The sequence below is a fragment of the Stieleria maiorica genome (assembly GCF_008035925.1).
Taxonomy (GTDB): Bacteria; Planctomycetota; Planctomycetia; order Pirellulales; family Pirellulaceae; genus Stieleria; species Stieleria maiorica.
The window spans coordinates 1,385,440-1,408,962 of sequence record NZ_CP036264.1 but is presented as its reverse complement, the minus strand read 5'-3'; the positions used below and the strand labels follow the sequence as shown (position 1 = coordinate 1,408,962).

At 60.7% G+C, this 23,523-nt stretch carries 18 protein-coding genes; 9 read left to right on the top strand and 9 right to left on the bottom strand.

What is annotated here, in order from left to right:
- Positions 1-204 precede the first annotated feature (204 nt).
- The gene (locus Mal15_RS04595; protein WP_147866682.1) at positions 205-789 is read left to right on the top strand and encodes an RNA polymerase sigma factor; all 585 of its coding nucleotides are present in this window, start codon (positions 205-207) and stop codon (positions 787-789) included.
- 261 nt (positions 790-1,050) lie between these two features.
- Here the strand turns inward: Mal15_RS04595 and Mal15_RS04590 are convergent, their stop codons facing one another.
- The gene (locus Mal15_RS04590; RefSeq protein WP_147866681.1) at positions 1,051-1,788 is read right to left on the bottom strand and encodes a UvrB/UvrC motif-containing protein; all 738 of its coding nucleotides are present in this window, start codon (positions 1,786-1,788) and stop codon (positions 1,051-1,053) included.
- Positions 1,789-2,188: 400 nt separating this feature from the next.
- Between Mal15_RS04590 and Mal15_RS04585 the strand changes: the two genes are divergently transcribed.
- A complete protein-coding gene (locus Mal15_RS04585; RefSeq protein WP_147866680.1) occupies positions 2,189-2,422 on the top strand; it encodes a carbon storage regulator in 234 nt (77 codons plus the stop codon).
- A 185-nt stretch (positions 2,423-2,607) separates the two neighbouring features.
- Here the strand turns inward: Mal15_RS04585 and surE are convergent, their stop codons facing one another.
- The 3 genes from surE to Mal15_RS04570 all read right to left on the bottom strand — a co-directional run bounded on the left by surE (position 2,608) and on the right by Mal15_RS04570 (position 5,971).
- On the bottom strand, positions 2,608-3,357 hold the full coding sequence (surE, locus tag Mal15_RS04580; RefSeq protein ID WP_147866679.1) for a 5'/3'-nucleotidase SurE: 750 nt from the start codon (positions 3,355-3,357) through the stop codon (positions 2,608-2,610).
- The gene (gene ispG, locus Mal15_RS04575; protein WP_147866678.1) at positions 3,351-4,487 is read right to left on the bottom strand and encodes a (E)-4-hydroxy-3-methylbut-2-enyl-diphosphate synthase; all 1,137 of its coding nucleotides are present in this window, start codon (positions 4,485-4,487) and stop codon (positions 3,351-3,353) included. The genes surE and ispG overlap by 7 nt, the downstream gene beginning before the upstream one ends.
- 353 nt (positions 4,488-4,840) lie before the next feature.
- Positions 4,841-5,971 carry a glycosyltransferase gene (locus Mal15_RS04570; RefSeq protein ID WP_147866677.1) on the bottom strand — a complete coding sequence of 377 codons (1,131 nt, stop codon included), beginning with the start codon at positions 5,969-5,971 and terminating at the stop codon, positions 4,841-4,843.
- Positions 5,972-6,973: 1,002 nt separating this feature from the next.
- Here Mal15_RS04570 and Mal15_RS04565 point away from each other — a divergent pair.
- Positions 6,974-7,663 carry a class I SAM-dependent methyltransferase gene (locus tag Mal15_RS04565; protein ID WP_147866676.1) on the top strand — a complete coding sequence of 230 codons (690 nt, stop codon included), beginning with the start codon at positions 6,974-6,976 and terminating at the stop codon, positions 7,661-7,663.
- 79 nt (positions 7,664-7,742) lie between these two features.
- Here Mal15_RS04565 and Mal15_RS04560 read toward each other — a convergent pair whose 3' ends face one another.
- From Mal15_RS04560 to Mal15_RS04545, 4 genes are read right to left on the bottom strand one after another with little or no spacing between them, the layout of a single operon-like run.
- Positions 7,743-8,489 carry a tetratricopeptide repeat protein gene (locus tag Mal15_RS04560; protein ID WP_147866675.1) on the bottom strand — a complete coding sequence of 249 codons (747 nt, stop codon included), beginning with the start codon at positions 8,487-8,489 and terminating at the stop codon, positions 7,743-7,745.
- A gap of 25 nt (positions 8,490-8,514) precedes the next feature.
- Positions 8,515-9,081 (bottom strand): hypothetical protein, encoded by a 567-nt coding sequence (locus Mal15_RS04555; protein WP_147866674.1) that lies wholly within the window; start codon positions 9,079-9,081, stop codon positions 8,515-8,517.
- A 55-nt stretch (positions 9,082-9,136) separates the two neighbouring features.
- Positions 9,137-11,128, bottom strand: a complete 1,992-nt coding sequence (locus tag Mal15_RS04550) for a polyprenyl synthetase family protein (RefSeq protein WP_147866673.1) — start codon at positions 11,126-11,128, stop codon at positions 9,137-9,139.
- Complete coding sequence (locus tag Mal15_RS04545; protein ID WP_233903280.1) at positions 11,125-13,491, bottom strand: prenyltransferase/squalene oxidase repeat-containing protein; 2,367 nt, start codon at positions 13,489-13,491, stop codon at positions 11,125-11,127. Before Mal15_RS04545 ends, Mal15_RS04550 begins: the two co-directional genes overlap by 4 nt.
- Positions 13,492-13,595: 104 nt before the next feature.
- Between Mal15_RS04545 and Mal15_RS04540 the strand changes: the two genes are divergently transcribed.
- From Mal15_RS04540 to Mal15_RS04530, 3 genes are all read left to right on the top strand, one after another.
- Positions 13,596-14,855 carry a beta-ketoacyl-[acyl-carrier-protein] synthase family protein gene (locus Mal15_RS04540; RefSeq protein WP_147866672.1) on the top strand — a complete coding sequence of 420 codons (1,260 nt, stop codon included), beginning with the start codon at positions 13,596-13,598 and terminating at the stop codon, positions 14,853-14,855.
- A 373-nt stretch (positions 14,856-15,228) separates the two neighbouring features.
- Complete coding sequence (locus Mal15_RS04535) at positions 15,229-15,489, top strand: acyl carrier protein (protein ID WP_147866671.1); 261 nt, start codon at positions 15,229-15,231, stop codon at positions 15,487-15,489.
- A 36-nt stretch (positions 15,490-15,525) separates the two neighbouring features.
- Positions 15,526-16,944: a phytoene desaturase family protein gene (locus tag Mal15_RS04530; RefSeq protein WP_233903279.1), complete on the top strand. Its 1,419-nt coding sequence runs from the start codon at positions 15,526-15,528 to the stop codon at positions 16,942-16,944.
- Between the two features lie 197 nt (positions 16,945-17,141).
- On the opposite strand, the gene ppdK is transcribed toward Mal15_RS04530, so the two are convergent.
- Positions 17,142-19,781, bottom strand: coding sequence for a pyruvate, phosphate dikinase (gene ppdK / locus Mal15_RS04525; RefSeq protein WP_147866670.1), 2,640 nt, complete (start codon positions 19,779-19,781; stop codon positions 17,142-17,144).
- A 681-nt stretch (positions 19,782-20,462) separates the two neighbouring features.
- Between ppdK and cysS the strand changes: the two genes are divergently transcribed.
- The 3 genes from cysS (at position 20,463) to ruvA (ending at position 23,293) form a co-directional block, all read left to right on the top strand.
- Positions 20,463-22,028: a cysteine--tRNA ligase gene (gene cysS, locus Mal15_RS04520; RefSeq protein ID WP_233903278.1), complete on the top strand. Its 1,566-nt coding sequence runs from the start codon at positions 20,463-20,465 to the stop codon at positions 22,026-22,028.
- Positions 22,029-22,090: 62 nt separating this feature from the next.
- Positions 22,091-22,570, top strand: a complete 480-nt coding sequence (gene ruvC, locus Mal15_RS04515; protein WP_233903519.1) for a crossover junction endodeoxyribonuclease RuvC — start codon at positions 22,091-22,093, stop codon at positions 22,568-22,570.
- Positions 22,571-22,663: 93 nt separating this feature from the next.
- Positions 22,664-23,293 (top strand): Holliday junction branch migration protein RuvA, encoded by a 630-nt coding sequence (gene ruvA / locus Mal15_RS04510; RefSeq protein WP_147866668.1) that lies wholly within the window; start codon positions 22,664-22,666, stop codon positions 23,291-23,293.
- The last annotated feature ends 230 nt before the right edge of the window (positions 23,294-23,523 follow it).

The following is a 23,523-nucleotide window of genomic DNA, read 5'->3' as shown; positions in this document are numbered from 1 at the left end:
AACTCTGGCGGAAACGCTTCTCACGCTCAGCCTCGCCTAAACCTGACGATCAACCTGGTTTGATCCATCACCGCACGAGCGGGAGCGCCACCAAAACGAGCGCGACCACGCGAACGCGGCGATCAAGCCGACACCCGAAGACGCTGATTTTTCCCCGTGCGGGCTCCACCGCCATCCCGGTCAGCTTTCGGAAGGAACCGAGCGATGAACATCACGACTGAAAACCCAATGGATCTGCGACAGCTGAGCGTTGCCGAGTTGGTCATCCGCGCCCAAGGCGGTGACCGAGACGCGTTCGGCGAACTGTTCGACCGATACCGATCCGCAATCGTCGCCGGGGCGATGAGCCGGGTCCGCAATGCGGACGAGGCCGACGAACTGGCCCAAGACGTTTTCATCCAAGCGATGCAAAAGATCGACCAACTGCGAGTGCCCGAGGCATTCGGTGGTTGGCTGCGACAGATCGTGCACCGTATGGCGATCAATCGCGTGACCCGCAATCGATCGGCCATCGCCTGCGATCCGGAAACCTTGGAAGCGACCTGCGTGACCGACGACGCACCGGACGAAGTTGCCCAGAGCCGTGAGCAAGCCGCTGCGGTTCGATCCAGCATCGATCGTCTGGGCGCGTTGGATCAAGAAACGTTGACCGCGTTCTACTTGAACGGTCAAACCTTGATCGAAATGAGCGATGCGTTCCAGGCACCGATCGGTACGATCAAGCGACGTTTGCACGTCGCGCGAAAGCGATTGGCCAAGGAAATGGACCTGCTGGGCGCAGCCGTGTGAAGTGTTTTGCGGTAGCGGAACTCGCCAAGAATTTCGCACGCGCACTGTGACTTGCCGAAAGCCGTTGGCAGAAGCGCAAGTGCCAGCCCGACGCGTGAGCGAGGGGCAACCCAAGGGCACTTCTTGGTGCCTGCCGCGATGGTTACGGCGTGAAGCCCACTTCGCGATCGGAAAAAGACTCGACGACGCGTGCGGATGAGGGGGCAGCCCCTTGTTCGCACGCGTTTTTGTTCGCACGCGTTTTTGTTCGCTTGCGTTTCGCTATTCCAGTTCGCGCTGATTCAATTCGTCGCGCAACTTGGCCGCCAGCTCGTATTGCTCCTGTTCGACCGCTGCGGTCAGTTTTTCGCGGAGCGTCTGGCCGACTTCATATTCGCTGCGAAGTGTTTCCCGCAATTCGACCAGGCGGACGACCAATTCGTCTTCCTCGAAGTGCTCGTCGGCTTCGTGTTTCTCAAAGAACTGGCGGATCGTTTCCAGCCCGGCGTTGATCGCCATCACCGCCCCCTCGCCGGACTCCTCTTCCTCCAGCGCGCCCAGGGCGGCCGCCTGCGTGCGATGGAACAGAACAAACGGACGGTACTGTTCGTGCGATCGCGACCATTCCTCGTCCGGGCTGACCCGCTCGCTGACATCCATCAGACGCAGCGTATGGTCGGCGTCCATCACCGCGCGGTTGTAATATTGCAGACGCAACCAGCAGATCCGGCGATGATAGAACTGCATGAATTCGCGATCGACCTCCATGCATTGGTCCTCGTCCAGCTCCAGATCGGGGTCTTCCAAGACCGCCTCTTGCAGGTATTCCAAGTAGGTCGGGTGGCCTTCGATCAGCGTGCCATCGGGGCGTCCGGTCGTTTCCAGTTGCAGCACACCCATGTCGACCCGCATCTGGATCACATCGCGTCCGTCATTTCCTTTCACCATTCGGACGTTCAGCGTGTGGGGATTGAATTCCCAGTCCTTCAGGAGGTCGTCTAGGTGCATCGTTCGTTTCATCGTTCTCTTCTAAATCGGCAAGCCACGCTCGGATTCCTCAGCCTCGCCCGCCCTGCATCTGGAGTATAGCATCGGACCTGTCACGGTCGAATGACCAGCCGTGTCAGACCCGGCGCTGATAACTCTACCAGCGTCAGGAAGACACGCCGACCAGGGCATTTGTCTCAATTCGCGACAAGCATTCCAGGATGAGTTATCAACGCACGTCGGGCGGTTGCCAGCAAAGCTGCTTTCACCCGTCGGCGGAGCGGAAAAGTTCAACTTTTTCGGCGGATTTCCTCAAGTTCGCCGACGTTTGGGAATGGTTTGCGTGTTCAGGACTTGCGATTGGCACGCGGTTTGTACTTTCGACCGACGCGAAGAACGTTTTTAGACTCCCCAAGATCAAGGAAGGAAGCTCATGTTGGTTCTCAGTCGCAAAGCCGGTGAAAAGTTGATGGTCGGCGATGATATCATTTTGACCGTCAATCGGATCTCGGGAAACCGAGTCGCCATCGGCATCGAAGCGCCGCGAAACGTCCGAATCGTACGAGGCGAATTGCAGAAAAGTCAGGTCGCTCCTTCGGGAAACGCACCCAACACCGCGCCGATGGGCGAAGCAACCATTGCCGTTGCTAGCAAGGCAGAGGCGTGATCGGCGGTCTGTCGGTTTTCCCCGGTAGCGGAACTCGCCAAGAGTTTCGGGCGGTAGCTGGTACACAGGTAGCGGAACTCGCCAAGAGTTTCGGTCCTCGGTGGATCACGACGACCGTCTCGGTAACTTTCGTGCTGGCCCCCGATGGAGACGCTGGGCGTGAGCCATCGTTTGCCCGCTGTAGATCAGCGCGACGGGTGCACACCGAGCTTGCTGATCGTGATTCGGCCGTCAAAACAATGTTGAACGTCGCGACCGGGTTCGCGAGGTCGACCGTGGAAATCCAATTCAAACCGAACACGTCCCCCCGGTTCGATCCTTCCCGTTCGGTCGATCGGGCAACGGTCGACGTCGCATTCGGTTCGCTCGGGGATCTCTGCTAAATCTGGCGAGACGGCTGGCAAATTGACATTCCACAGGGGCGGTGCGCGATGGTCATCGCATGGTTCGGCTGCCGCGCGCAGAAACTCGCCGATCGTTTGCTCCAACCAGATCGGTGTGTGGTCCCAGGTGCGTGGCACGTCGGGGCGCCGATAGTGGGACGCCGCCATCGCCGGGATCCCCAGCAGACACGCCTCGCGTGCGGCCGCGAAGGTGCCGCTGATCATCAGGTTCACGCCCAGGTTTGCACCGGCGTTGATCCCCGAAAACACGATGTCCGGTTGGAAGTCCATCGCATAGTGGGCGACACGGATGCAGTCGACCGGCGTCCCGTCCACGCTGTACCAATTTTCGCGGACGGATTTGATGGTCAGCGGGTGAGAGGTGACGATGCTGTGCCCGCATTCGCTGCGGCACCGATCCGGCGCGACGGCAATGATTTCGACGTCTTCGTGTGGCCGGTGCATCTGGAGCGCGTGGCGGACACTTTCGTGTAGGGCGTGAATCCCCGGTGCGTCGATGCCGTCATCGTTGGTTAGCAGGATTCTCAGCATTTGGCTGCAATGATGGCGTCGAGCTCTTGTCGCAGCCGTGGCAAGATTTCGTCGTATCCGAACGCGCCCAATGCTTCGGTGCCGCGTTTCAAATTCACTTTCGCCGGGCCGCACCACAGCCCCAGGTCGGCGTCATCGGTTTCGCCCGGGCCATTCACGCGGCACCCCATCACGGCGATGGTGATGTCGTGGTCTTTCGCGTATTCGGTCATTTCTTTGACGCTTTGGGCCAGATCGATGAACGCTTCGTTTTCCACCCGCGAACAACTCGGGCAACTGATGATGTTCAGCGATTGTTCATTCAGTTTGACAACGGTGCGGACGCGACCGGCATAGATGTCGTCGACGATGTCGCGCCCCGCCGCGATCTCTTCGGGTTTGCGATCATTGGGCAGCGTCAGTGAGACGCGAACGGTGTCGCCGATGCCGTGTCCGATCAGCTGTTCGAAAGCGATCCGCGTTTTGATGATCCCCTCGGGCGGCATCCCGGCTTCGGTGACGCCCAGGTGCAGCGGGACCTCGCTGCGTCGCTCGGCAAAGCGTCGGTTGCCCTCGATGACCTTTTGCGGATCGCTGTCTTTGAGTGAAACGACGTAGCGGTGGAATCCCAGCGAATCAACGAACTCACAGTGTTCCAGGGCGCTTTCGAGCATCGGCGTAATCGAATCGGCCGGATCGTATTTGGCTTTCTTGTCTGGGTCGACGCTGCCGCAATTAACGCCGATCCGGATGGCGCAGTCGTGTTCCAGGGCTTGCCGGATGATGAAGCGGACCTTTTCTTGCCAGGGTTTGTCGCGTTGGTGGTGATAGAGGTGTCCGGGGTTGTAGCGGATCTTGTCGACAAACGGGGCGACTTTTTCGGCCAACCGAAAGTTCTCTTGCAGGTCGACGGCCAGGTTGGCGGTGGTCTGTTTTCGGATTTCCGCCAATGCGGCGGCGTCTTTCTCGCTGTCGACGGCGATCCGCACCACGCCCGCCCCGGCTTGCCGATAGGCTTCTGCCTGGGCCACGGTGGCGTCGATGTCTTGGGTCTTGGTCGCCGTCATGCTTTGCACGGCAATCGGGTTGCCGTCGCCGACGACGATGTCGCCGATCGCGACCGGGCGAGTTTGATTTCGCTGGATAGCCATAGGAAGTGTGTCAGGGGAAAGGGGCGGCGTAAGCGTCCGGCGGGCGTCCCGTTTCATTGTCCGCACGCGGGGGACCAACGCCACCGGGGCAGTGTTGCCCCTTCGGCAATCGGAGTTTGGAAAGGCGGCTCAATTGTACGCCCAGGGGTACCGAGACGGGACCCGGCGTTCCGCGGCCACACGGCAGCCCCCTCGGAGGAACGGGGCCCCGGATCCACCTCGCCTCACTCCGGTCACCCCACGTGCTGCAATTGGTGCCACCCATCAAAGACACCATCAAAGCCACCGATCGGAAAGACCGATTTCGGGGGTGCCCGCGAAGCGGTCACGGGGGAACAGTTGGGACAACGGTTCTACAATGCACCATTGGCAGTGAGGTGCGATCGGTAGAGTGTTTCGTAGCGATCGATCATTTGGCGGTTGGTGTAGTTTTGCTCGAGGTGTTGTTGGTTGGCTCGGGCGATCGATTGGCGGAGGTCTTTCGAGCAAAAGAATGCATCGGCGAGCTGCGCCATGGCTGGTCCGTCACCGGGAAGAAAACCCTGACGCTTGCATCGCTCGCCCGATTCGTCGCCCAGTAGTTCGGCGCTGCCTTCGACGCGGCTGCACACGGTCACGCATCCGGCGGCCATCGCCTCCATGACGACGTTGGGCATGCCCTCATAGTGGCTCGGGAGCATCAGCAGTGTTGCCGCTTTCAGAAACGGCGCGACGTCGTTTTGCCACGGCAGGATTTGGACTCGGTCAGGCCCCATTGCATCGGCCCATTGCGCCAGGGGGTCTCGCAGCGGGCCGTCCCCGATCATCAGCAGTCGCCGGCCGGGGTGAGCGGCGAACAGGGAGTCGAATTGCTGTTGGATCAATTCGATCCCTTTCTGGGGATGAAGCCGGCCGACAAAGATCGCAACCTGGCTGTCGTTGGGCCATCCGATCTGCGACCAATCGGCTAGAGCCGCGTCTCGGTATGTCGCGATGTCGACTCCGTTGGGGATGACCGAACTGGTTTGAGGGTTGGCCGACAGCAGCTTGATCGCAAACGATCGGACTTGTCGGCTGACGCAAACGACGTGACTCATTCGCCGCACCGCTCGAGACTCCACTGCCAATCGGATGCGTTTGGATTCGGCGACGCGAAGCCCGCCGATGACGTGCGGGACACCGACGCGTTTGGCCGCGAACGTTCCCAAACAGTTGGCGTGAAAGAGAAACGTTTGGCACAGCTCGGGTGGTGAAGCACTGATTCGGCGTATCAGCCACCGTCTGGCCGCTAGCATTTGACTCCAGTGATCAAAGCCGCCGAATTCGAGTTCGACTTTCTCGGCAGCCAGTCGATCGACCAGGCGATGGCGTTCTTGGCAGGGTTCCGAGCCGATCGAGAGGACTCGCACCTGGTGCCCGCGTCGATGCATCCCGAGGGCCAATTCGGTCAACGCTTTCTCGGCGCCGCCGACGTTCAGCTCGGTGATCAAAAAATCAATTTTCATGCGGTGCACTACGCTTTGAAATCGGGCTTGGTTTTTCCGTCAGATTGGTTGTAAGTTCCCTCTAATCGTCTCAACCGCCCTGCCAAGCGGATGTTGATTGGCGGGAACGTCAATTCAAACCGATGTGGGGCGGTGCAATAGGCGAGGTTGTTCAGTGTGCATCACCATTCGATTCCGCTCGCCGACACTGCGGCGGGCATTTTCCATAGGTTGAGAGATGATCACTCCATCTACCTGGTCGGTTCTGCCAAGCTTGACGATCGAGTCCGTTCATGGGCTGAAAGAAACATTGGTCGTCGGGCCCGCTGGCATCTGGCAATCGCCGACGTCTCGGGACGCGTCGCAGGGCCAATCGCGCTCGGCGGGCGAATCCATCGGCGAACGTCCTGCGGCGGAACGATCCGACCATCCGGACGGCCCCGCCCGAAAAAGCTGAGTCGGGTATGCGATTCGCGTCTGGATCGTGCTTGAAGTCATCAAGACATTGAAGGCACGCTCCGCCTCTGGTTGCACGTCCGTGTGTGGCTGGAGCCACAGTCGCGGTGCGTTCCAGGGCGGAGCCTTGGAATGGGCCAGCGAGACACCCTCGTCTCCCATCGCTCGCCCCTCCCTTCCCGGGAGGGTTTTGTCTTGGCTTGGTGGCTCTGCCCCATGCTTTGCTCGGCCCTCCAGGGTGGTTGGGGCAAGACGACAATCCGTCGTCCGGTCGCCGCGATGCTGCTGCAGCGAGGAGCCCGTGGTTTGTAACGAGGACGTAATAAATGCGTCGAAATGTCCCCGCGGCCGCACGGCGAAATCTCGCTTAAACCCTTGTCCTGTCATGCCTTGGGGTTCTCCGAGGGACAGCGGGCCGATTTGACGGCGGAGCGAAATTTGCAATGCTTTCGGCTACAGACTAGCCGAAAACATCGGGTGGGGCGGCGCGCTGCAGACGATACAGGTGTCGCTATACTAGCCGACCAATCTTCCCACCTGGCGTTTGTCGTCCGAGAGCAACCGTTGATGAGCACTGTCACGCCGCACCCGCAAGATTCCAAAGACAAGTCCGATTCGGAGCCCAAGCGGTCGCGAGTCCCCCACGCGGCGAAGCTGTATCACAATCTTGTGCCCGCCTACCAAGCCTTCTGGCCTGCCGTGGCCGGAAAGAACATCCGCGCGGAAGTCGGCGCGATGCAGTTGCCCGAAGGTGCCAGGGTTTTGGAGGTCGGTGTCGGCACGGGGCTGTCGCTGGCGAGCTATCCCCGTCACATCCAATTGACCGGCATCGACCTGTCGGAATCGATGCTGGCCGAAGCGCAAACGCTGATCAACCGGAAGGGGTGGGATCACATTTCGGTTCAGCCGATGAATGCCGAGGAGCTGGAGTTTGCCGACGATCAGTTTGACGTCGTGACGTCGTTTCACACCGTCAGCGTGGTTTCCAACCCGGCCAAGATGATGCGCGAACTGGTTCGCGTCTGCCGACCGGGCGGGAAGATCTTGATCATCAACCACTTTCGCAGCGACAATCCCCTCATCGCCCGCGTGGTGGACTCGGCGGGCAACGTGACCAAGCGACTCGGTTGGCGGACCGACTTGGAACTCGAGGAAGTGTTGCGTGAGTTGCCGATTCGCATCGACCAACGCTACAAGCCCAATCCGTTTTCATTCTTCACGATCATGAAGGCGACTGCCAAACCGGATCAGGTTTAGCGCGAGGGTGACGCCGAACGTCTTGGCTTTGCTGAGTTACTCGGCGCAATGGCATCCAAGTCGTCATGCACGACGTGGGCTACAGCTTCGGTTTCAGGTGGGCGGCGTAGACCTTGGCGATGTCGCCCATGTAGTTTCGTGGTGCGTCTTTGGCGGCGATGTCCAGGTGCTTCTTCGCGGTCGCTTCGTCTGCCAACGCATCGGCATACAGCCCCAAGTAAAAGTGGCCGTAGAAGTTGGCCGACCGGGACGCAGCCGAACCGGAGGTGAATGAGTTCATGCGTTCTTTGACCGGTTCGACGTCACCCGAGTGAAACATCTGCAGGACCTCTTCCATCGGGGCGCGTGAATCGTTGGGGGCCGGCAGCAGCAGCTGTTTTGCTTTCTCCGGTGATTCGGCTTTGGCAACGCAGAGGAAATGCCAGGCCGCATTCTCGACATCGTTGGGGTTCACTTCGCGATGGATTTCGAACAACTTGGCACCGTCTTTAAATCTTCCGGCAAAGTAATACGCGATCCCGAGTTGCCACAAATAGGGTCGGTCGTTGGGGCGTTGGGTCAGATAACGCTCGAACAACTCGATCGCGCGTTTCGATTCGCCGCAGCGAAGCAGCGTGTCCGCGGCGACGCGTTGAAACTCGTCGGTTGCCGGTGACTTGGCGATCTTATCGGCGGCCTTCGCTGCCGATTTGTAATCCAGTTGGTCGAGCGCCCGACGTGCCTCGATCGCCCACCGTTGGTTGTCCGCGATCGATTGGGCCGCGCAGGCGGTGGCGAGGACGAGGGACAGGCAGACCAGGACGAGCGATCGAAGGGGATTGAGCATCTGATTGGCCGGAAGGAACGGGAGCTTACTTGGCGACGACTTCCAGCAGTTCGATGGCGGGTTCGCCGTCGCAATAGATCAGTGCGGTTCGCCCGTAAACGGTGTCTCCCGGTTCGGCGTGCAGCAGGCTTGCCAGGGCCGGTCCGGCCTGGATTTCCCACAGCTCACAGAGTTGGACTTCGCGCAGCACGTTGTGTTCGATCAAGACACGGCCAAGCGGTGTCTGTTGCGATTCGATCCGTTTCCAGACTTCGGGTGCGAGGGCGGAGACGTTCAGTCGGACGATTCCGTACTGCACGACCTTGCCGCTGGTCTGGGTCTTCAGGGTGATCTCGCGGACGTACCAATCGCCGTGGTCATCGGCATGGCGGTGATTTCGATGAACGACGACGTCGACCTTTTCACCATGATGTGACTCGACGGTCACGGTCATGTGCGAATGATGATTGAGCAGTTCGTCATAGGGCGAGGGCATCCGAAGCGTCGAACTGCATTGTCCCCACTGGGCAAACCCCGTTTCGGGGTCGTAGAACTCTGCCAACAGCGTTTCGATTTTTACGTCGGCGTCGTCTTTGGAAAGCCCAGCAACCATGAATCCGCTCGGGGGACGTTAGAAGAATGAAGTGATGGATCGTGAGTCGACCGAATCACACCGTGGCAGCGGCAACACCCAGCGAGACGACCTTGGGGGAGTGGATCTCGGGGCGTTCGAGCACGGTGTCGACCAGGAAGTACAGCAATCGTCGCAGCGCGTCGGGTTCCAGTTTGTCGGCGACCTGTTCGGCGCGTTGTTGATGTTTGTCGACGAGCCGGAATGCGGTGTCAAAGACGCCGGCTTTCTCGTACAGCCGCCGGACGGCGCTCAATCGTTCGCTGTCGCTGAGCATGCAATCGGCATCGGCCAGCCCCAGCAGTTCGTGTCGGTCGTGTTCGTTGAGCGACTCCAGCGCCAGCGCCCACAGCAACGTCGGTCTGCCGCCAAAGATGTCGCCGCCGGCGGAGAGCTTGTTGTCGTCATCGCCGGCGAAATCACCCAGGTCGTTGAGGATCTGGAAGGCGACGCCCAGGTTACGACTGAAGGCGCGGATTGCCTCGCGGTACTCGTTTGCCTTTCCATCGGCGTCGTCGCCACAGCCCAGCCGGACACCGCTATACAGAGCGGCCTCGAATGCCGGGGAAGTCTTGAGCGCATAAATCTTTAACGCATCCAGCGGCGTCAACCGACGGTCCGTGCCGTCGCGCCACAACAATTCGGCGCCCTGGCCTTCCCCGAGTCGCATGTGGGCGGCGGCCAGGCAATCCATGACATCGATTTGGGCGGCCGCACCGGTATCGGCCATCGCACTGCGGTCGCTGATCAGGCGGTAGCCCATGCCGACCAGGAAGTCGCCGACGTTGATGGCCGTCGGGACGCCGAACACTTTGTGCAGCGAGGGTTGGCCATAGCGAAAGGAATCGTCGTCTTCGATGTCGTCGTGGACCAGACTGGCTTTGTGAAAGGTCTCGATGCTCAGGGCGGCCCTGCGGACCGATTGGGGCAGTTCCGCGATCGCGCGGGCCGCGTTGCTGCCGGTGCAATCGCCGCCGGTCATCGCGTCGTAGGCTGCCAGCGTGATGAACGGTCGCGAGTGTTTGCCGCCGCGGGCGAGAAAGTCGTACGCGATGTGTTCGGTGGCTTCGACCGCATCCATCGCGGCGACAGTCTGGGCGGTCAACTCGCCGGTGCCGAACGCCGATTTGCCACGCAGGCGCGGCGCGTTCGCTTCGAGCGTCTCGGGCAGGAATAAATCGCCTGCCGCGCGCATCAGGTGAACGTAGCTGCGGGTCTCCTGCTGGGCCGGCTGGTAGGGCGTGCGGATCATTTGGTCGACCCACGCTTCGTCGACTTTGGTGTTTCGACAATCGCTACTGAGCAGCGGGACCGCCATGCAGGGAATCCCCGCCAGTAGGACTTTGTCGATCGCCTTTTCCAAGACGTTCAAGCAAGCCACGCCGATCACCGCATCGACGTACCCGCCGACGATGATCTTCATCACCACGGGTGAACCTTCGGCGACCAACACGCGGTAGCCCATTTCTTCGGCCAGCCCGCGGAAGTCGGCGATGCTGCATGCCCCGCATTCTTTGCAGTTCATCCCGAACTCGTCGTATTCCGCCGGGCATCCCTCGGCGTGCTTCAGGCAGTGTGGCAACAGGAACAAACGCCGCTCCGGGGGAACCCCTTCCAGGGCGTGGCGCCAGAACGAGGTGCTGATCATCACCATCACCCAGCCGACCAGCGATTCGGGCAAGTCGGCTTCTTCCAGCGTCCGCCGAGCGACTTGCTCCAATTCGTCCTTGGTCATCGGGACGCTGCGGTCCAAGCGATCGGCGACCTGCTCACAGCGGGCGCGAAGACTTTCGCGCAGCTCCAGAGTTTCAGGAACCTCTTTCAGGTGACTCGTCTTGCGACGTCGGCTGCGCGATCCCGCGGCGGCGTCTGAGGACGCGGAATCCGACGACGATGGGGGGACGGTTTGGCTGGCAGTGGCATCGCTGGGGCTGTATCCGGTCGACAAACCGATTACCTCGGGGCGAGAAATGGTGCGGGAATCTAAGGTGGGTTCACTGTAGCCTGGGACCGGAGGACCGATCGTCATCGAGGCCAATTCGGGTCGTGTTTCTCGGCCAGCACGCGGAGAACTTTTCCCAGCGCGGCGGCGGTGAAGATCAGCGGATACAAGCGTTCATGGTACCAGAGCTTGGCAAAATAGAATCCGATCGGCCACGCCACTTGATGTCGCCGATCCTCGACACTGTGCATCAAGAATTCGACCCCGCGTAGTATAGCCGCCACCAAGGCATCGTTCACAGCGGCGGCACTGTCTGCGGAAGAACATTCTGGTCGTTGCTTTGTGAACCCGCCTGCGAGGCGATCGGATCGCAAATTTCCGTTCTCGTTTTCAGATTGCGGACCGACGTTAGGGGGGGCATCGCGGCGGCGCAGGATCACCGTCGCGAGCGCTTCGACGGCGAGCCCCGTTTCCTCCACGCTACTTTCCAAGCCCTCGGGGATTTGCGGGGCGATCGACGCGAATTCGGGGTCGGATTCGACCAGGGAGCGGATTTTTTCGGCGACCGATGCTCCTCCGCCCCAACCGCCGTCGGCGTTCTGGTTCTGCACCAGATAATCGCATGCCGCCGCTTCTTGGCGGGGGGCAGTCCCGCCCGCGATCAGAACTTTTGCCGTTCCGTAGATCGGGTTGGATTCGTCGTCGCGGTCTTGGTTGCCGAACCAAAGCGGCATCCATGCCCCATCGGGTTGTTGCTGCCGTGACAAATATCGCAACGCTCTGCGATTGGCGCGGTCAAGCTCCACCACGCTCAATCCCCTTTCACGCGATCGGTCGGGCGATTGCATCAGCCGCTGGGCGCGAGCCCACGGGCTCGGGCGTGACGGATCTAGGGCGTGGCCCGTACGCTTGCGCGAAACGGCTCGTTCGTCCTGGGACCGGAGAAATTCATCCGGCTGCGACGGTAGCGGTCCATTCGCGATGGCCCGAAGCGCCCGCAGCGCGTGGGCGGTCAGGTCGGTGCTGCTGCGATCAAAGGGCAGCTTTCCCCAGCCGCGGCAGAACGTCGGCCAGCCGCCGTTTCGGTTTTGCAGCCGGATCAGCCAGCGGCCGCCGCGAATCATCGCGTCGTGCATTTGAGTCTGTCGAATTGCGTCGGCGTGTGGACGCATCAGTCCGAGGGCCAGGATGGCGGCCGGTGTGTCGTCGCTGTCCGGGACCGCCCCGCTTAAATCGGTCCAGCCCCAGCCGCCCGGCTCGGCACCGGTAAACGGATGTCGCGTCAGGTGCTGGCAACCCAGGTGCCAGTCGGCCAGTTGTTCGCTGTACCAATCGCCGGCGTCCGCCGGATCACAGACCAACGCGTGAATGGATAACGACGTCGCCCACGTGGCCAAATTGGTATCGATCGGCCAGCGTCCGCCGTCGAGCATCGATTGGGTTAGAAACCGCAAACCGTTTCGCACGACCGGCAGATCGCATCGCCCGGTCGCCGCCAGACTCATCACCACGAACGCGGTCAACGGGGTCGCTTCGAGATAGCCGCCGCTGGCCGGTTGCATCCTTTCCAGCACCGCGAGGGTTCGATTGACGCAGAGCGAGCGGATCAGCCGGAGCGGGGCGATCGCGCGGCGACCGAGGAAATGCCGTGCTTGGCCGATCGCCACCAGCGCGGGGATCGCATAGCTGACCACCGGCATCTGCAAAAAGCGATACATCGATTGCGGAAAGACGGCCGCTTCGAATGGCAGGGCGGCGACCTGGTCCCAGGAGATCAGGCCGGCGATGGCCATGTTGTTCATGATCGGCACGACGAACGTTTTGTCGGTCCCGTATCGCTTGCGCAGCCCGTCTAGCCGGCCGGCCCGGTCCAGGTACTGATTCAGTTGCTGCACGGCGGTCGGAGCGAGCGGTGGTTCGCCGATCCTTTCCGCCAGCGTCGACGCCGATAAAACGAGGTAACTGGTGGCGATGTTGGAATGGCTGCGGTCGGTGTCGCCGAATCCGCCGTCGTGATTCTGTTGGGTTCCCAGGTAGCTCAGCCCCTGGCGGACCATTGCTCGCAGCGATTCAGGCTCGGCCGGATCACCATTGAGCAGAACCGCCGAAAAGGCGCTGACGGCCGTGGCGGTGCTGAGCGCGCTGGCGGCCAGTTGGCCGCTCCAGTGTCCGGCATCATTTCGGGCGGCCAGCAATTCGCCGCGAACGCGGTCCAGCGTTTGCCGACATTTTTGTCGAACGGCGTCGATGCCGGCCGGGGAAGGAGACAGCGTGGTCAAAACGGAGTACAGCGATTTCGAGTCGGCGGGCTCAGAAGCGATCTTTGGGGCGATCGGCGTCAGGGGACAGGCGACGATACCTGTCCGCTGCGGCAACGCAGTATATATCGGAATGACCACATCCCGGACGTGGCCCGCCATGCGGCCGGCGACGACGCGACCGGCGACCATTGATAGGCGATTTCGTAACTGGTACCCTTCGGCGTTCGCGGACAGGTGATTTCTAGACACCTGAATCCTAACCGACCAGTCTGACCCCACCGGCAGCCAGCACAGTGATCGCCCCCAATCTCGCCTCTGAATTGCCCGACGACCAGCGCATCGTCATCACCGGAATCGGATTGACCGCCCCCAACGGAAACGATTGGGACGCGTTTCGCGAAGCCCTGTTGGAAAAACGCAGCGGTGTGAAACCCTATGAAATCCGCTACTTCGGCAAGACCTTGGCGGGCATCTGTGACTTCGACACCCGCAGGTACCAGACCAAAAAAGATCTCCGCCGCGGGACACGTGCCGGCAGCGTCGGCGTTTACGCCGCCAACGAGGCGATCAAACATGCGGGGATCGACTGGGAAAACACGGACAAGTCACGCGTCGGGATCTACGTCGGTGTGACCGAACACGGCAATGTCGAAACCGAGAACGAGATCTACGTGATCAAGGGGTTCGATTACGACACCAGCTGTTGGTCGCACCACCACAATCCCCGCACGGTGGCGAACAACCCCGCCGGCGAAATCGCGTTGAACTTGAAAGTCACCGGGCCGCACTACACCATCGGGGCTGCCTGTGCCGCCGGGAACGCCGGAATCATCCAGGGGGCACAAATGCTGCGGCTGGGCGAATGTGACTTGGCCATCGCCGGGGGGACCAGCGAGAGCATCCACACCTTCGGCATTTTCGCCAGTTTCAACAGCCAGAACGCCTTGGCCAGCCACGAGGATCCCGCCAAGGCGTCGCGTCCGTTTGACGTCGATCGCAGCGGGATCGTGGTCGCCGAGGGCGGCTGTCTGTACACGCTGGAGCGACTGAGCGATGCGAAAAAACGCGGCGCGGAGATCTACGGCGAACTGGTCGGGTACGCGATGAACACCGACGCGACCGATTTCGTCTTGCCCAATCCCCAGCGTCAGGCCGAGTGCGTGCAGATGGCGCTCAAGCGGGCCGGGCTGCAACCCGACCAGATCGACATCGTCAGCACGCACGCGACCGGAACGTCCAGCGGAGACGCCCAGGAATGTTCCGCCCTGCGGACCGTTTTCGAAGGCTGTGACAACGTGCGGATCAACAACACCAAAAGCTACATCGGGCACGCGATGGGAGCGGCCGGCGCGTTGGAACTGGCCGGCAACCTGTCGTCATTCCGCGACTCGGTCGTCCACCCGACGATCAACGTCGACACGCTAGATGAAGACTGCCGTTTGCCAGGGCTGGTGCTCAACGAAGCCCAGGAGCACCGTAAGGTCGATTACGTCCTGAACAATTCCTTCGGCATGCTGGGGATCAATTCCGTCGTGATCATCGGCCGGGTGTAATTCGGCGGCGTTTCGCTTTCAGGCACCAAGAGGGCAGCGCAGAATCGCTCGATATCAGCCGCAGGGCGCCGACCTAATGCCCCTATTCTATGAGCCGACGGCGCTAGCCGCGGGCCTTAGGTTGCCCTTCGAGACCCGTAAGGCCCGAGGCTAGCGCCTACGGCTCAGTTTGTGATCGGAAGGATTCATTCGGTGGATTGCGGGCCGGATCGACTGCCCCGTGTTCAGCTCGCCGGCTGCGACCAGGAATCGGAATTTCGTCGCTCTCGGGCACTTCGAAATTTGATGCCCAGGCGGTAAGATGGGCGGCCCGGCAATTCCTGCTTCCGCACCGTTTTCAATCCGCCCGTTTTCAACCCCATCCCGAATAGCAATGACGCCTGCCGAAATCCGCGACGAAATCCTGGACATTCTCGAAGACATTTCGCCGGACGAAGACCTGGACGATCTGAAAGACGATGTTGCGTTCCGTGAGCAGTTGGAGCTCGACAGCATGGACTTTCTGGACATCGTGATGGAGCTGCGGAAGCGGCACCGCGTCCAGATTCCCGAAGAGGAGTATGGGGAGCTGGCCAGCATGGCGTCCACGGTGGCGTATCTGGAACCCAAGATGCGTGACATCGTCAAAACCTGATCCCGCGGCTTTGGCCGTCAAAGCGTTGGAAATTTCGTGACCGAGCCGTCCGCAGCCGACCATTACGACACGATCATCATCGGCGCCGGGATGAGTGGCTTGGCCGCCGGGATCCGCCTGGCCCACTACGACCAACGTGTCTGTATTCTTGAACGCCACTACACGATCGGCGGCCTGAATTCCTTTTACCGCATGGGGGGCCGAGACTATGACGTCGGCCTCCACGCGATGACCAATTATGCCAAGCGTGGGACAAAGAAGGGGCCGCTGGCAAAGCTGATCCGGCAGCTGCGTTTCCGCTGGGATGATTTCAAGCTTGCCGAGCAGATCGGGTCGTCGATCCGGTTTCCCGGTGTCTCGCTGGATTTCAGCAACGACATCGGACTGCTGGAAAACGAGATCGCCGAGCGATTCCCCGGCCAGGTCGACGGATTCCGCTCGCTGTGTGACTCGCTGTTGGACTATTCCGACATGGACGGGGCCGACGAGCGATTCATGCGGTCGGCGCGGGAGGTAATGGCAGAGCACCTGAGCGAGCCGCTGTTGATCGAAATGCTGCTCTGCCCGCTGATGTGGTATGGCAACGCCCGTGAAAACGACATGGACTTCGGCCAGTTCTGCATCATGTTTCGGGCCTGTTATCTGGAAGGGTTCGGCCGTCCGTTTAAAGGCGTGCGGGTGATCCTGAAGAACCTGGTCCGCAAGTTTCGTGGGCTGGGCGGTGAGTTAAAACTGCGGAGCGGCGTCTCCCGGATCCACGTGGAAAACGGCCGCGCTGCGGGTGTCGTGCTGGATGACGGAACCGAGCTGACCGCCACCCGCATTCTGTCGTCGGCCGGCAACATCGAAACGATGCGACTGTGCGACGACGTGACGGAGGTCGATGTCGCGCGAGCAGGAAAACTCTCGTTTATCGAATCGATCTCGATCCTGGATCGAATGCCCCAGTCGTTCGGGTTCGATCGGACGATCGTCTTTTACAACGACAGCGATTCGTTTCACTGGAATCGCCCCGACGATGACCTGTGCGACGCGCGCACGGGCGTGATTTGTTCGCCCAACAATTACATCTACGAAGACGACGAAGGCGAATTGCCCGATGGCGTGCTGCGGATCACCACGCTGGCCAATCACGATCGCTGGTGCGAGTTGCCCGATGCAAAGTACCAGGCGGAGAAGGTGCGGCAGTACGATTTAGCCGTGGCTTCGTCGGTGCGTTTCATGCCCGACTTTCGTCAGTACGTGGTCGACACCGACGTGTTCACGCCAAAGACGATCCGTCGATTCACCTGGCATGACAACGGGGCCGTCTACGGCGCGCCGACCAAGCAGCTCGATGGCACGACCCATCTGCCGAACGTGTTCTTGTGCGGCACCGATCAGGGGTTTGTCGGTATCGTCGGCGCGATCGTCAGCGGCATCAGCATGGCCAATCGGCACTGCTTGCAGCCGTAGCGGAGGGCGGTGTCCGTTGGGGCGGTCCGAGGGTTTGTTCATGCCAGCCCGACGCGTAAGCGAGGGGCCACTTGGCGCCCCTCGCTTACGCGTCGGGCTGGCATCAGCGGCCCGTCTCGCTCCAGGGCATCTGCACAAAAAAAGACCCGGCTGAACACAGCCGAGTCTTTTCGTGATTTCGATCGTTTGCCGATGCCCTAGCTGTTGGTGATCGCTGCTTGGGCGGCGGCCAATCGGGCGATCGGCACGCGGAACGGGCTGCAGCTGACGTAGTTCAACCCGGCTCGGTGGCAGAATTCGACGCTGCTCGGGTCGCCGCCGTGTTCGCCACAGATGCCGATCTTGAGCGCTTTCTTGGCCGAGCGGCCTTTGGTGACGCCGAGTTCGACGAGCTGGCCGACACCGGTTTGGTCCAGCGACTGGAACGGGTCGACTTCCAGGATTTCTTGGTCCAGGTAGTCGGGCAGGAAGCCGCCGATGTCGTCACGGCTGTAGCCGAACGCCATTTGAGTCAAGTCGTTCGTGCCGAAGCTAAAGAAATCGGCGTGCTCGGCGATTTCGTCGGCCGTCAGGCAGGCGCGGGGGATTTCGATCATGGTGCCGATCGAGATGTCCAGGTTGCCATCGAACTTCTTGGCGGCGACGGTCTTTTCGATCGTTTCTTCGACCTTCTTACGCAGCAGCGCCAGTTCCTGGTAGGTTCCGACCAGCGGAATCATGATCTCCGGGTGGGCCTTGACCTTCTTCTTGGCACAGCTGATCGCGGCCTCGGTGATCGCTCGGACCTGCATCTCCAGGACTTCGGGGTAGGTGATGCTCAAGCGGCAACCGCGGTGACCGAGCATCGGGTTGGCTTCGTGGAGCGCTTCGATGCGTTTCTTGATGTCCGTTGCCTTGACACCCAATTCGGCGGCCATTTCTTTTTGCGCGGCCGTGTCGTGGGGCAGGAACTCGTGCAGCGGCGGGTCCAGCAGTCGGATCGTGACGGGCAGTCCGGCCATCGCCTTGAAGATCCCTTCAAAGTCCTTGCGTTGGAAGGGCAGCAGTTTGGCGAGTGCTTCGCGTCGTTCCGGCTCTTCTTCGGCCAGAATCATCGCCCGCATGTGGATGATGCGGTCTTGATCGAAGAACATGTGCTCGGTCCGGCACAGTCCGATGCCTTCGGCGCCGAAGTCGCGGGCGCGTTTGCTGTCGGCGGGCGAATCCGCGTTGGTTCGGACGGCCAGGGTGCGGTACTCGTCGGCCCACTTCATCAGCTTGGCGAAATCGCCGGACAGCTTGGGCTCTTGTGTTTCCACGGATCCCAGCATGACTTCGCCGGTGGTCCCGTCCAAACTGATCAGGTCGTTGACCCCGATCGTTTTTCCGTGGACTTTCAGCTGCTTTTTCTTCTCGTCGATCTGGACGTCCGAGGCACCGGCGACGCAGCACTTGCCCCAGCCTCGGGCGACAACCGCCGCGTGGCTGGTTGCACCACCGGTGCTGGTCAGGATGCCGACCGCGGCGCTCATGCCGTCGACGTCTTCGGGGCTGGTTTCGCGACGCACCAAAATGATGTCTTCCCCGGCGTCTTTTCGTTCGCGGGCTTCCTCGGCCGTGAAGGCGGGCTTGCCGACCGCCGCACCCGGCGAGGCGTTGATGCCCTTGCACAGCACTTCGGCAGCGTTGCGGGCGGTGGTCTTGAAACTGGGCAGCAGCAATTGTGTCAGGGCGTTCGGCGGAACACGCATGACCGCTTCCTTTTGGTCGATCAGCCCTTCCTTGACGAAGTCACAGGCGATCTTGACCGCCGCGATGCCGGTTCGTTTTCCGGTCCGCGTTTGCAGCATGTACAGCGTGCCACGCTCGATCGTGAACTCGATGTCCTGCATTTCGGCGTAGTGGTTTTCGAGCGTCTTTTTGACCTCGAGCAGCTCTTTGTGGATCGCGCGATTCCATTTCGGCATTTCGGCGACCGGCTGGGGCGTGCGGATCCCCGCGACCACGTCTTCACCCTGGGCGTTGATCAGGAATTCGCCATAGAACTTGTTTTCGCCGGTGTTGGGGTTTCGCGTGAACGCGACGCCGGTGCCCGAGTCTTCGCCCATGTTTCCATAGACCATCGACTGGACGTTGACGGCGGTTCCCAACAGGTGGCGGATGCCTTCGATCTCGCGGTATTTGACCGCACGATCGGTGTTCCAGGATCCGAAGACGGCTTCGATCGACAGCTCCAATTGGGCGACCGGGTCCTGCGGGAACACCTCGCCGGTGTGTTCCTTGTAGACTTCTTTGTACGCTTCACACAGCTCTTTCAAGCCTTCGGCGGGCACTTCGGTGTCGTCGGTGACGTCGTACTTTTTCTTGACCTTGTCAAACGCGACTTCGAACTGGTGGTGGTCCATGCCCATCACCACGTCGCCGAACATGTTGATCAGCCGGCGGTAGGCGTCGTAGGCGAATCGCTCGTTCTTGGTCGCCTTGGCCAATCCCTCGGTGGATTGGTCGTTTAGTCCCAGGTTCAAGATGGTGTTCATCATCCCGGGCATGCTGACCGCCGCTCCGGAGCGAACGCTGACCAGCAGCGGGTTTTCTTCGTCGCCGAATTTTTTGCCGAGCTCTTTTTCGAGCTTTTTGATCGCTTTGCCGACCTCGTCCATCAGGCCGCTGGGCAACTGTTTGCCGGCCTTGTAGTACTGGTCACAGACTTCGGTGGTGATCGTGAATCCGGGGGGAACCGGAAGTCCGATGGAGGTCATTTCGGCGAGGTTCAGTCCTTTACCGCCGAGGAGAGCTTTGGGTTTGCCTTTGCCTTCGGTTTTTGTTTTACCGAAGTAATAGACCATCTTGTTCGCCATGGTTGTTCTCTATCGAAACCGTCTCAGAAGGGGCGTGAGCGTGCGGAGTGTGTGTCGCTATCTTCAGTCAAAACAAGGACTTACGTATACCGGCGCCGCTGTCGCTCGTGGAGAAAGTAGGGGTCACTCGGGAGTCATCGGGGGCGTGGTTGCTCGGCATGGTGTCGCCGCGAATCAACGCTGTGATCCGCCTGGGAGGCCCGATCGATTTCACCTCGTTTCGGCCAAGCGGGCGTAAATCTATTTGCGACAAGCGGTTTGGTCAATGAGAGGGGCACAAGGAACCTGGGCGGGAACGCGGTTTCGGTGGTCCTGGGGGGCTTGCGCGAAGTCGTCACTGGACGGGGCGGGCAAAACGATGGGGACAAAACGATCCCAGAATGAATGCCAGCGGGAAGCGTAAGCGAGCGGCCCGAGCTGGGACCGCGCTCGACAGGGAGAAGGCAGAATGATACGGGGCAGAATGATACGGGGACAATGATGGGAGGCCGTAGGAAGGGAAGGGACATGGGGCGGCTGATCCTGTCGGTTGAATTGTTTTGCCCCCAATGTTTTGCCAGTTCGGCCTCCCTTCTCCAGGTGCTCGGGATCTGTTCCGTGAATCGGGCTCGGCGGGAGCCCCACGCATCCCTACAATCTGCATCTTTCCCTCCGTCATTCCATTTTGTTTGCCGACCGATCGTGACAAAGCCAGCCAGCCAGCTTCGCGTCTACAACACGCTGACGAAAACCAAAGAGCCCTTCGAGCCGCTTTCTCCGCCCGCGGTGGGGATCTACCTGTGTGGACCGACGGTGTATGCCGAATCGCACATCGGCCACATGGTCGGCCCGGTCATCTTTGACACCGTCAAGCGTTACTTGCGTTACAGCGGATACCAGCCGACGTGGGTGGTGAACATCACCGACGTCGACGACAAGCTGATCAACAAGAGCAAGGAACGAGAGCTGCCGGTGTCCCAGATCGCGACGGAGATGACGGCCGACTACATGGCAAATCTCCGCGAACTGGGCGTCAACCAGATCGATTTCATGCCGCGGGCGACCGATCACATGCCCCAGATCATCGGCTTCATCGAGCGGCTGATCGAAAAAGGTCACGCCTATGAAGTCGACGGCGACGTCTTCTTCGACGTCGTCAAAGACCCCAACTACGGTCAGCTTTCCAACCGCAGCGTCGATGACCAGCAGGGTGAAGGCGGCGAGGCGGCTGCGAAGAAACGTTCTTCCGGCGACTTCGCACTCTGGAAATCGGCCAAGCCCGGCGAAATCTCGTGGGACAGCCCCTGGGGACGCGGCCGACCCGGCTGGCATATCGAGTGCTCGGCGATGAGCCACGAAATCTTGGGCAAGACCTTCGATATCCACGGCGGCGGGCTGGACCTGATGTTCCCGCACCACGAGAACGAACTGGCGCAAAGCGGATGCTGCCACGACGCCCCGATGGTCAAGTATTGGATGCACAACGGGCTGATGCGTTCCGAGGGTAAGGGAAAGCTGGGCGGCAAGGGCGACCGCGAAGAATCGGCCGAAGAGGCGGCGGCGGGAAAGATCAGCCGCTCCAAGGGCGACGGCGGATTGAGCGCCCTGATCCGACGCCACACCGGAACCCGGATTCGGTTCTTCTTGCTGCGAACCCATTACCGCAGCACCATCCTGTACAGCGAAGCGGGCCTGGAAGAAGCCGGTGCTGCATTGGACGGTTTCTATCGGCTGTTCGAGCGGTTCGAAGAGATCACGGGAATCTCCTATTACGACGACGACGGTCTGAAGCCCGCCAAGACGCGGTCCGAGGGCGAATTTGATCCCGGCAAAGACGCCTTGTTGGAACAGGTCCACTCGCTGCGAGAGAAGTTCGTCGCCGCGATGGACGATGACTTCAACACCGGGGCGGCGATCAGCGTGCTGTTCGACTGGTTGCGTCTGCTGAATCGTTATCTGAATGAAAACACGCTCGCCAAAGGGGCAGACACTTCGTCGCCCGAGGTCGTCGCTCTGATCGCGGCCGTGCGTTCGATGAAAGAGCTGACCAATGTGTTGGGACTGTTCGGCAAGCCGCCGGTCGCCGGCGGCGGCGATGAAGTCGCCCAGGAGTTGCTCGACAAGACGATTCACTTGTTGATCGATCTTCGCAAGGAAGCCCGGGAGCGGAAAGATTATGCGACCGGGGACGCCATCCGAAATCGTCTCGGCGAACTCGGCGTGGCACTGTTGGACAAGAAAGAAGGCACCAGCTGGGAATTGACCTGATGAACTCCCATGCGGCGGTCAAGCTGGGTGGTGCCGCGGCGAGCCAGTCGCCGATGACGATTCTGGGCATCGACCCGGGATTGAACACGACCGGTTACGGCGTCATCCGTGTCCGTCGCGGCCAGTTCCAATTGATCGAAGCGGGGATCGTGCGCAGCAAGGCCAAGGCATCGATCGAATCGCGGTTGCTTGAGATCCACTCCGGCGTGGCGGAAGTCATCGAGCAGCACCAGCCCGACTTCCTGGCCCTGGAGCAGTTGTTTTCCCACTACTCGCGGCCCAAGACCGCGATCTTGATGGGCCACGCTCGCGGAGTGATCTGTCTGGCCGCCGGGGCAGCTGGCGTGCCCGTGAAAAGCTTTGAACCCACCAAGGTCAAGAAGGTCATGACCGGCAACGGGCACGCGCCCAAGCACCAAATGCAACTGGCGGTGAAGTTGCAATTGAATTTGGCCGAAGTCCCCGAGCCGGCCGACGTCGCCGACGCCCTGGCGATCGCCGTCTGCGGTTTCCACCTCAGCCACAATCCGCTGTTCGCATAGACGTTTCCAGTCTGTCACTCCAGCATCCTATCACGTTCCCAGGGACCGCCTGGGAATGAGTCTGTTCTTCCCCCTAGCCCCTAGTTTTGACACGTGATTCTGAACATCGCCGGAAAACTGACGCAGGTAACCGAGTCGTCGATCGCGATTGAGTCATCGCCGTTCGAATACGAGGTCTTGGTCGGTGACTACACGCGCCGGCAACTGCAATCCAAAGTCGGCCAATCGATCCGCTTGCACACGATGGATTACATCGAAGGCAACGCCCAAGGTGGCGGTCGGTTGACGCCGCGGTTGGTCGGATTTGCGACCGAGCCGGAGCGGCAGTTCTTTGACCTGTTTTGCAGCGTGGACGGAGTCGGGGTGAAAAAGGCATTGCGCGCGATGGTCCGTCCGGTCAAAGAGTTGGCGGTGATGATCGAACAGCAAGACGCCAAGGGGTTGTCAGCCTTGCCGGGGATCGGTCCGGCAACGAGCGAACGGATCATCGCCAAACTGAGACGCAAGATGCCGCGGTTTGCCTTGATGGTCGACCAGGCCGGCCCGGCGGGCGAGACGGATTCGGAAAGCAATCAAGTGGTCAGCGAAACCTTTGACGCGTTGGTCACGCTGGGGCACGCCGAGGCCGAAGCGCGGCGGTTGATCGATGAAGCGTTGGCAACCAAGAAGAAGTTCAAAGACACCGAAGCGTTGCTGACGGCGATCTATCAAAAGTCGATCTAGTGGTGCACCGTCTCGTTCCCAGGCTCCGGCCTGGGAACGGGATGTGCGAACGCTCCGCCCGGTGCGTTGTTGCGTCATGTGGAGGGGGACGTGACATTTATTGCTGGTGCATCACGTTTCACGTCCGAAGCAGCTTGGGGAGAGTCGCCTGAAGGCTAGACACCGGTGCCCCCACCCGTGCGGTCGGTTCGACAGAAACACGCCTGCAAAGAGGGCCGTGGCTGCTATCA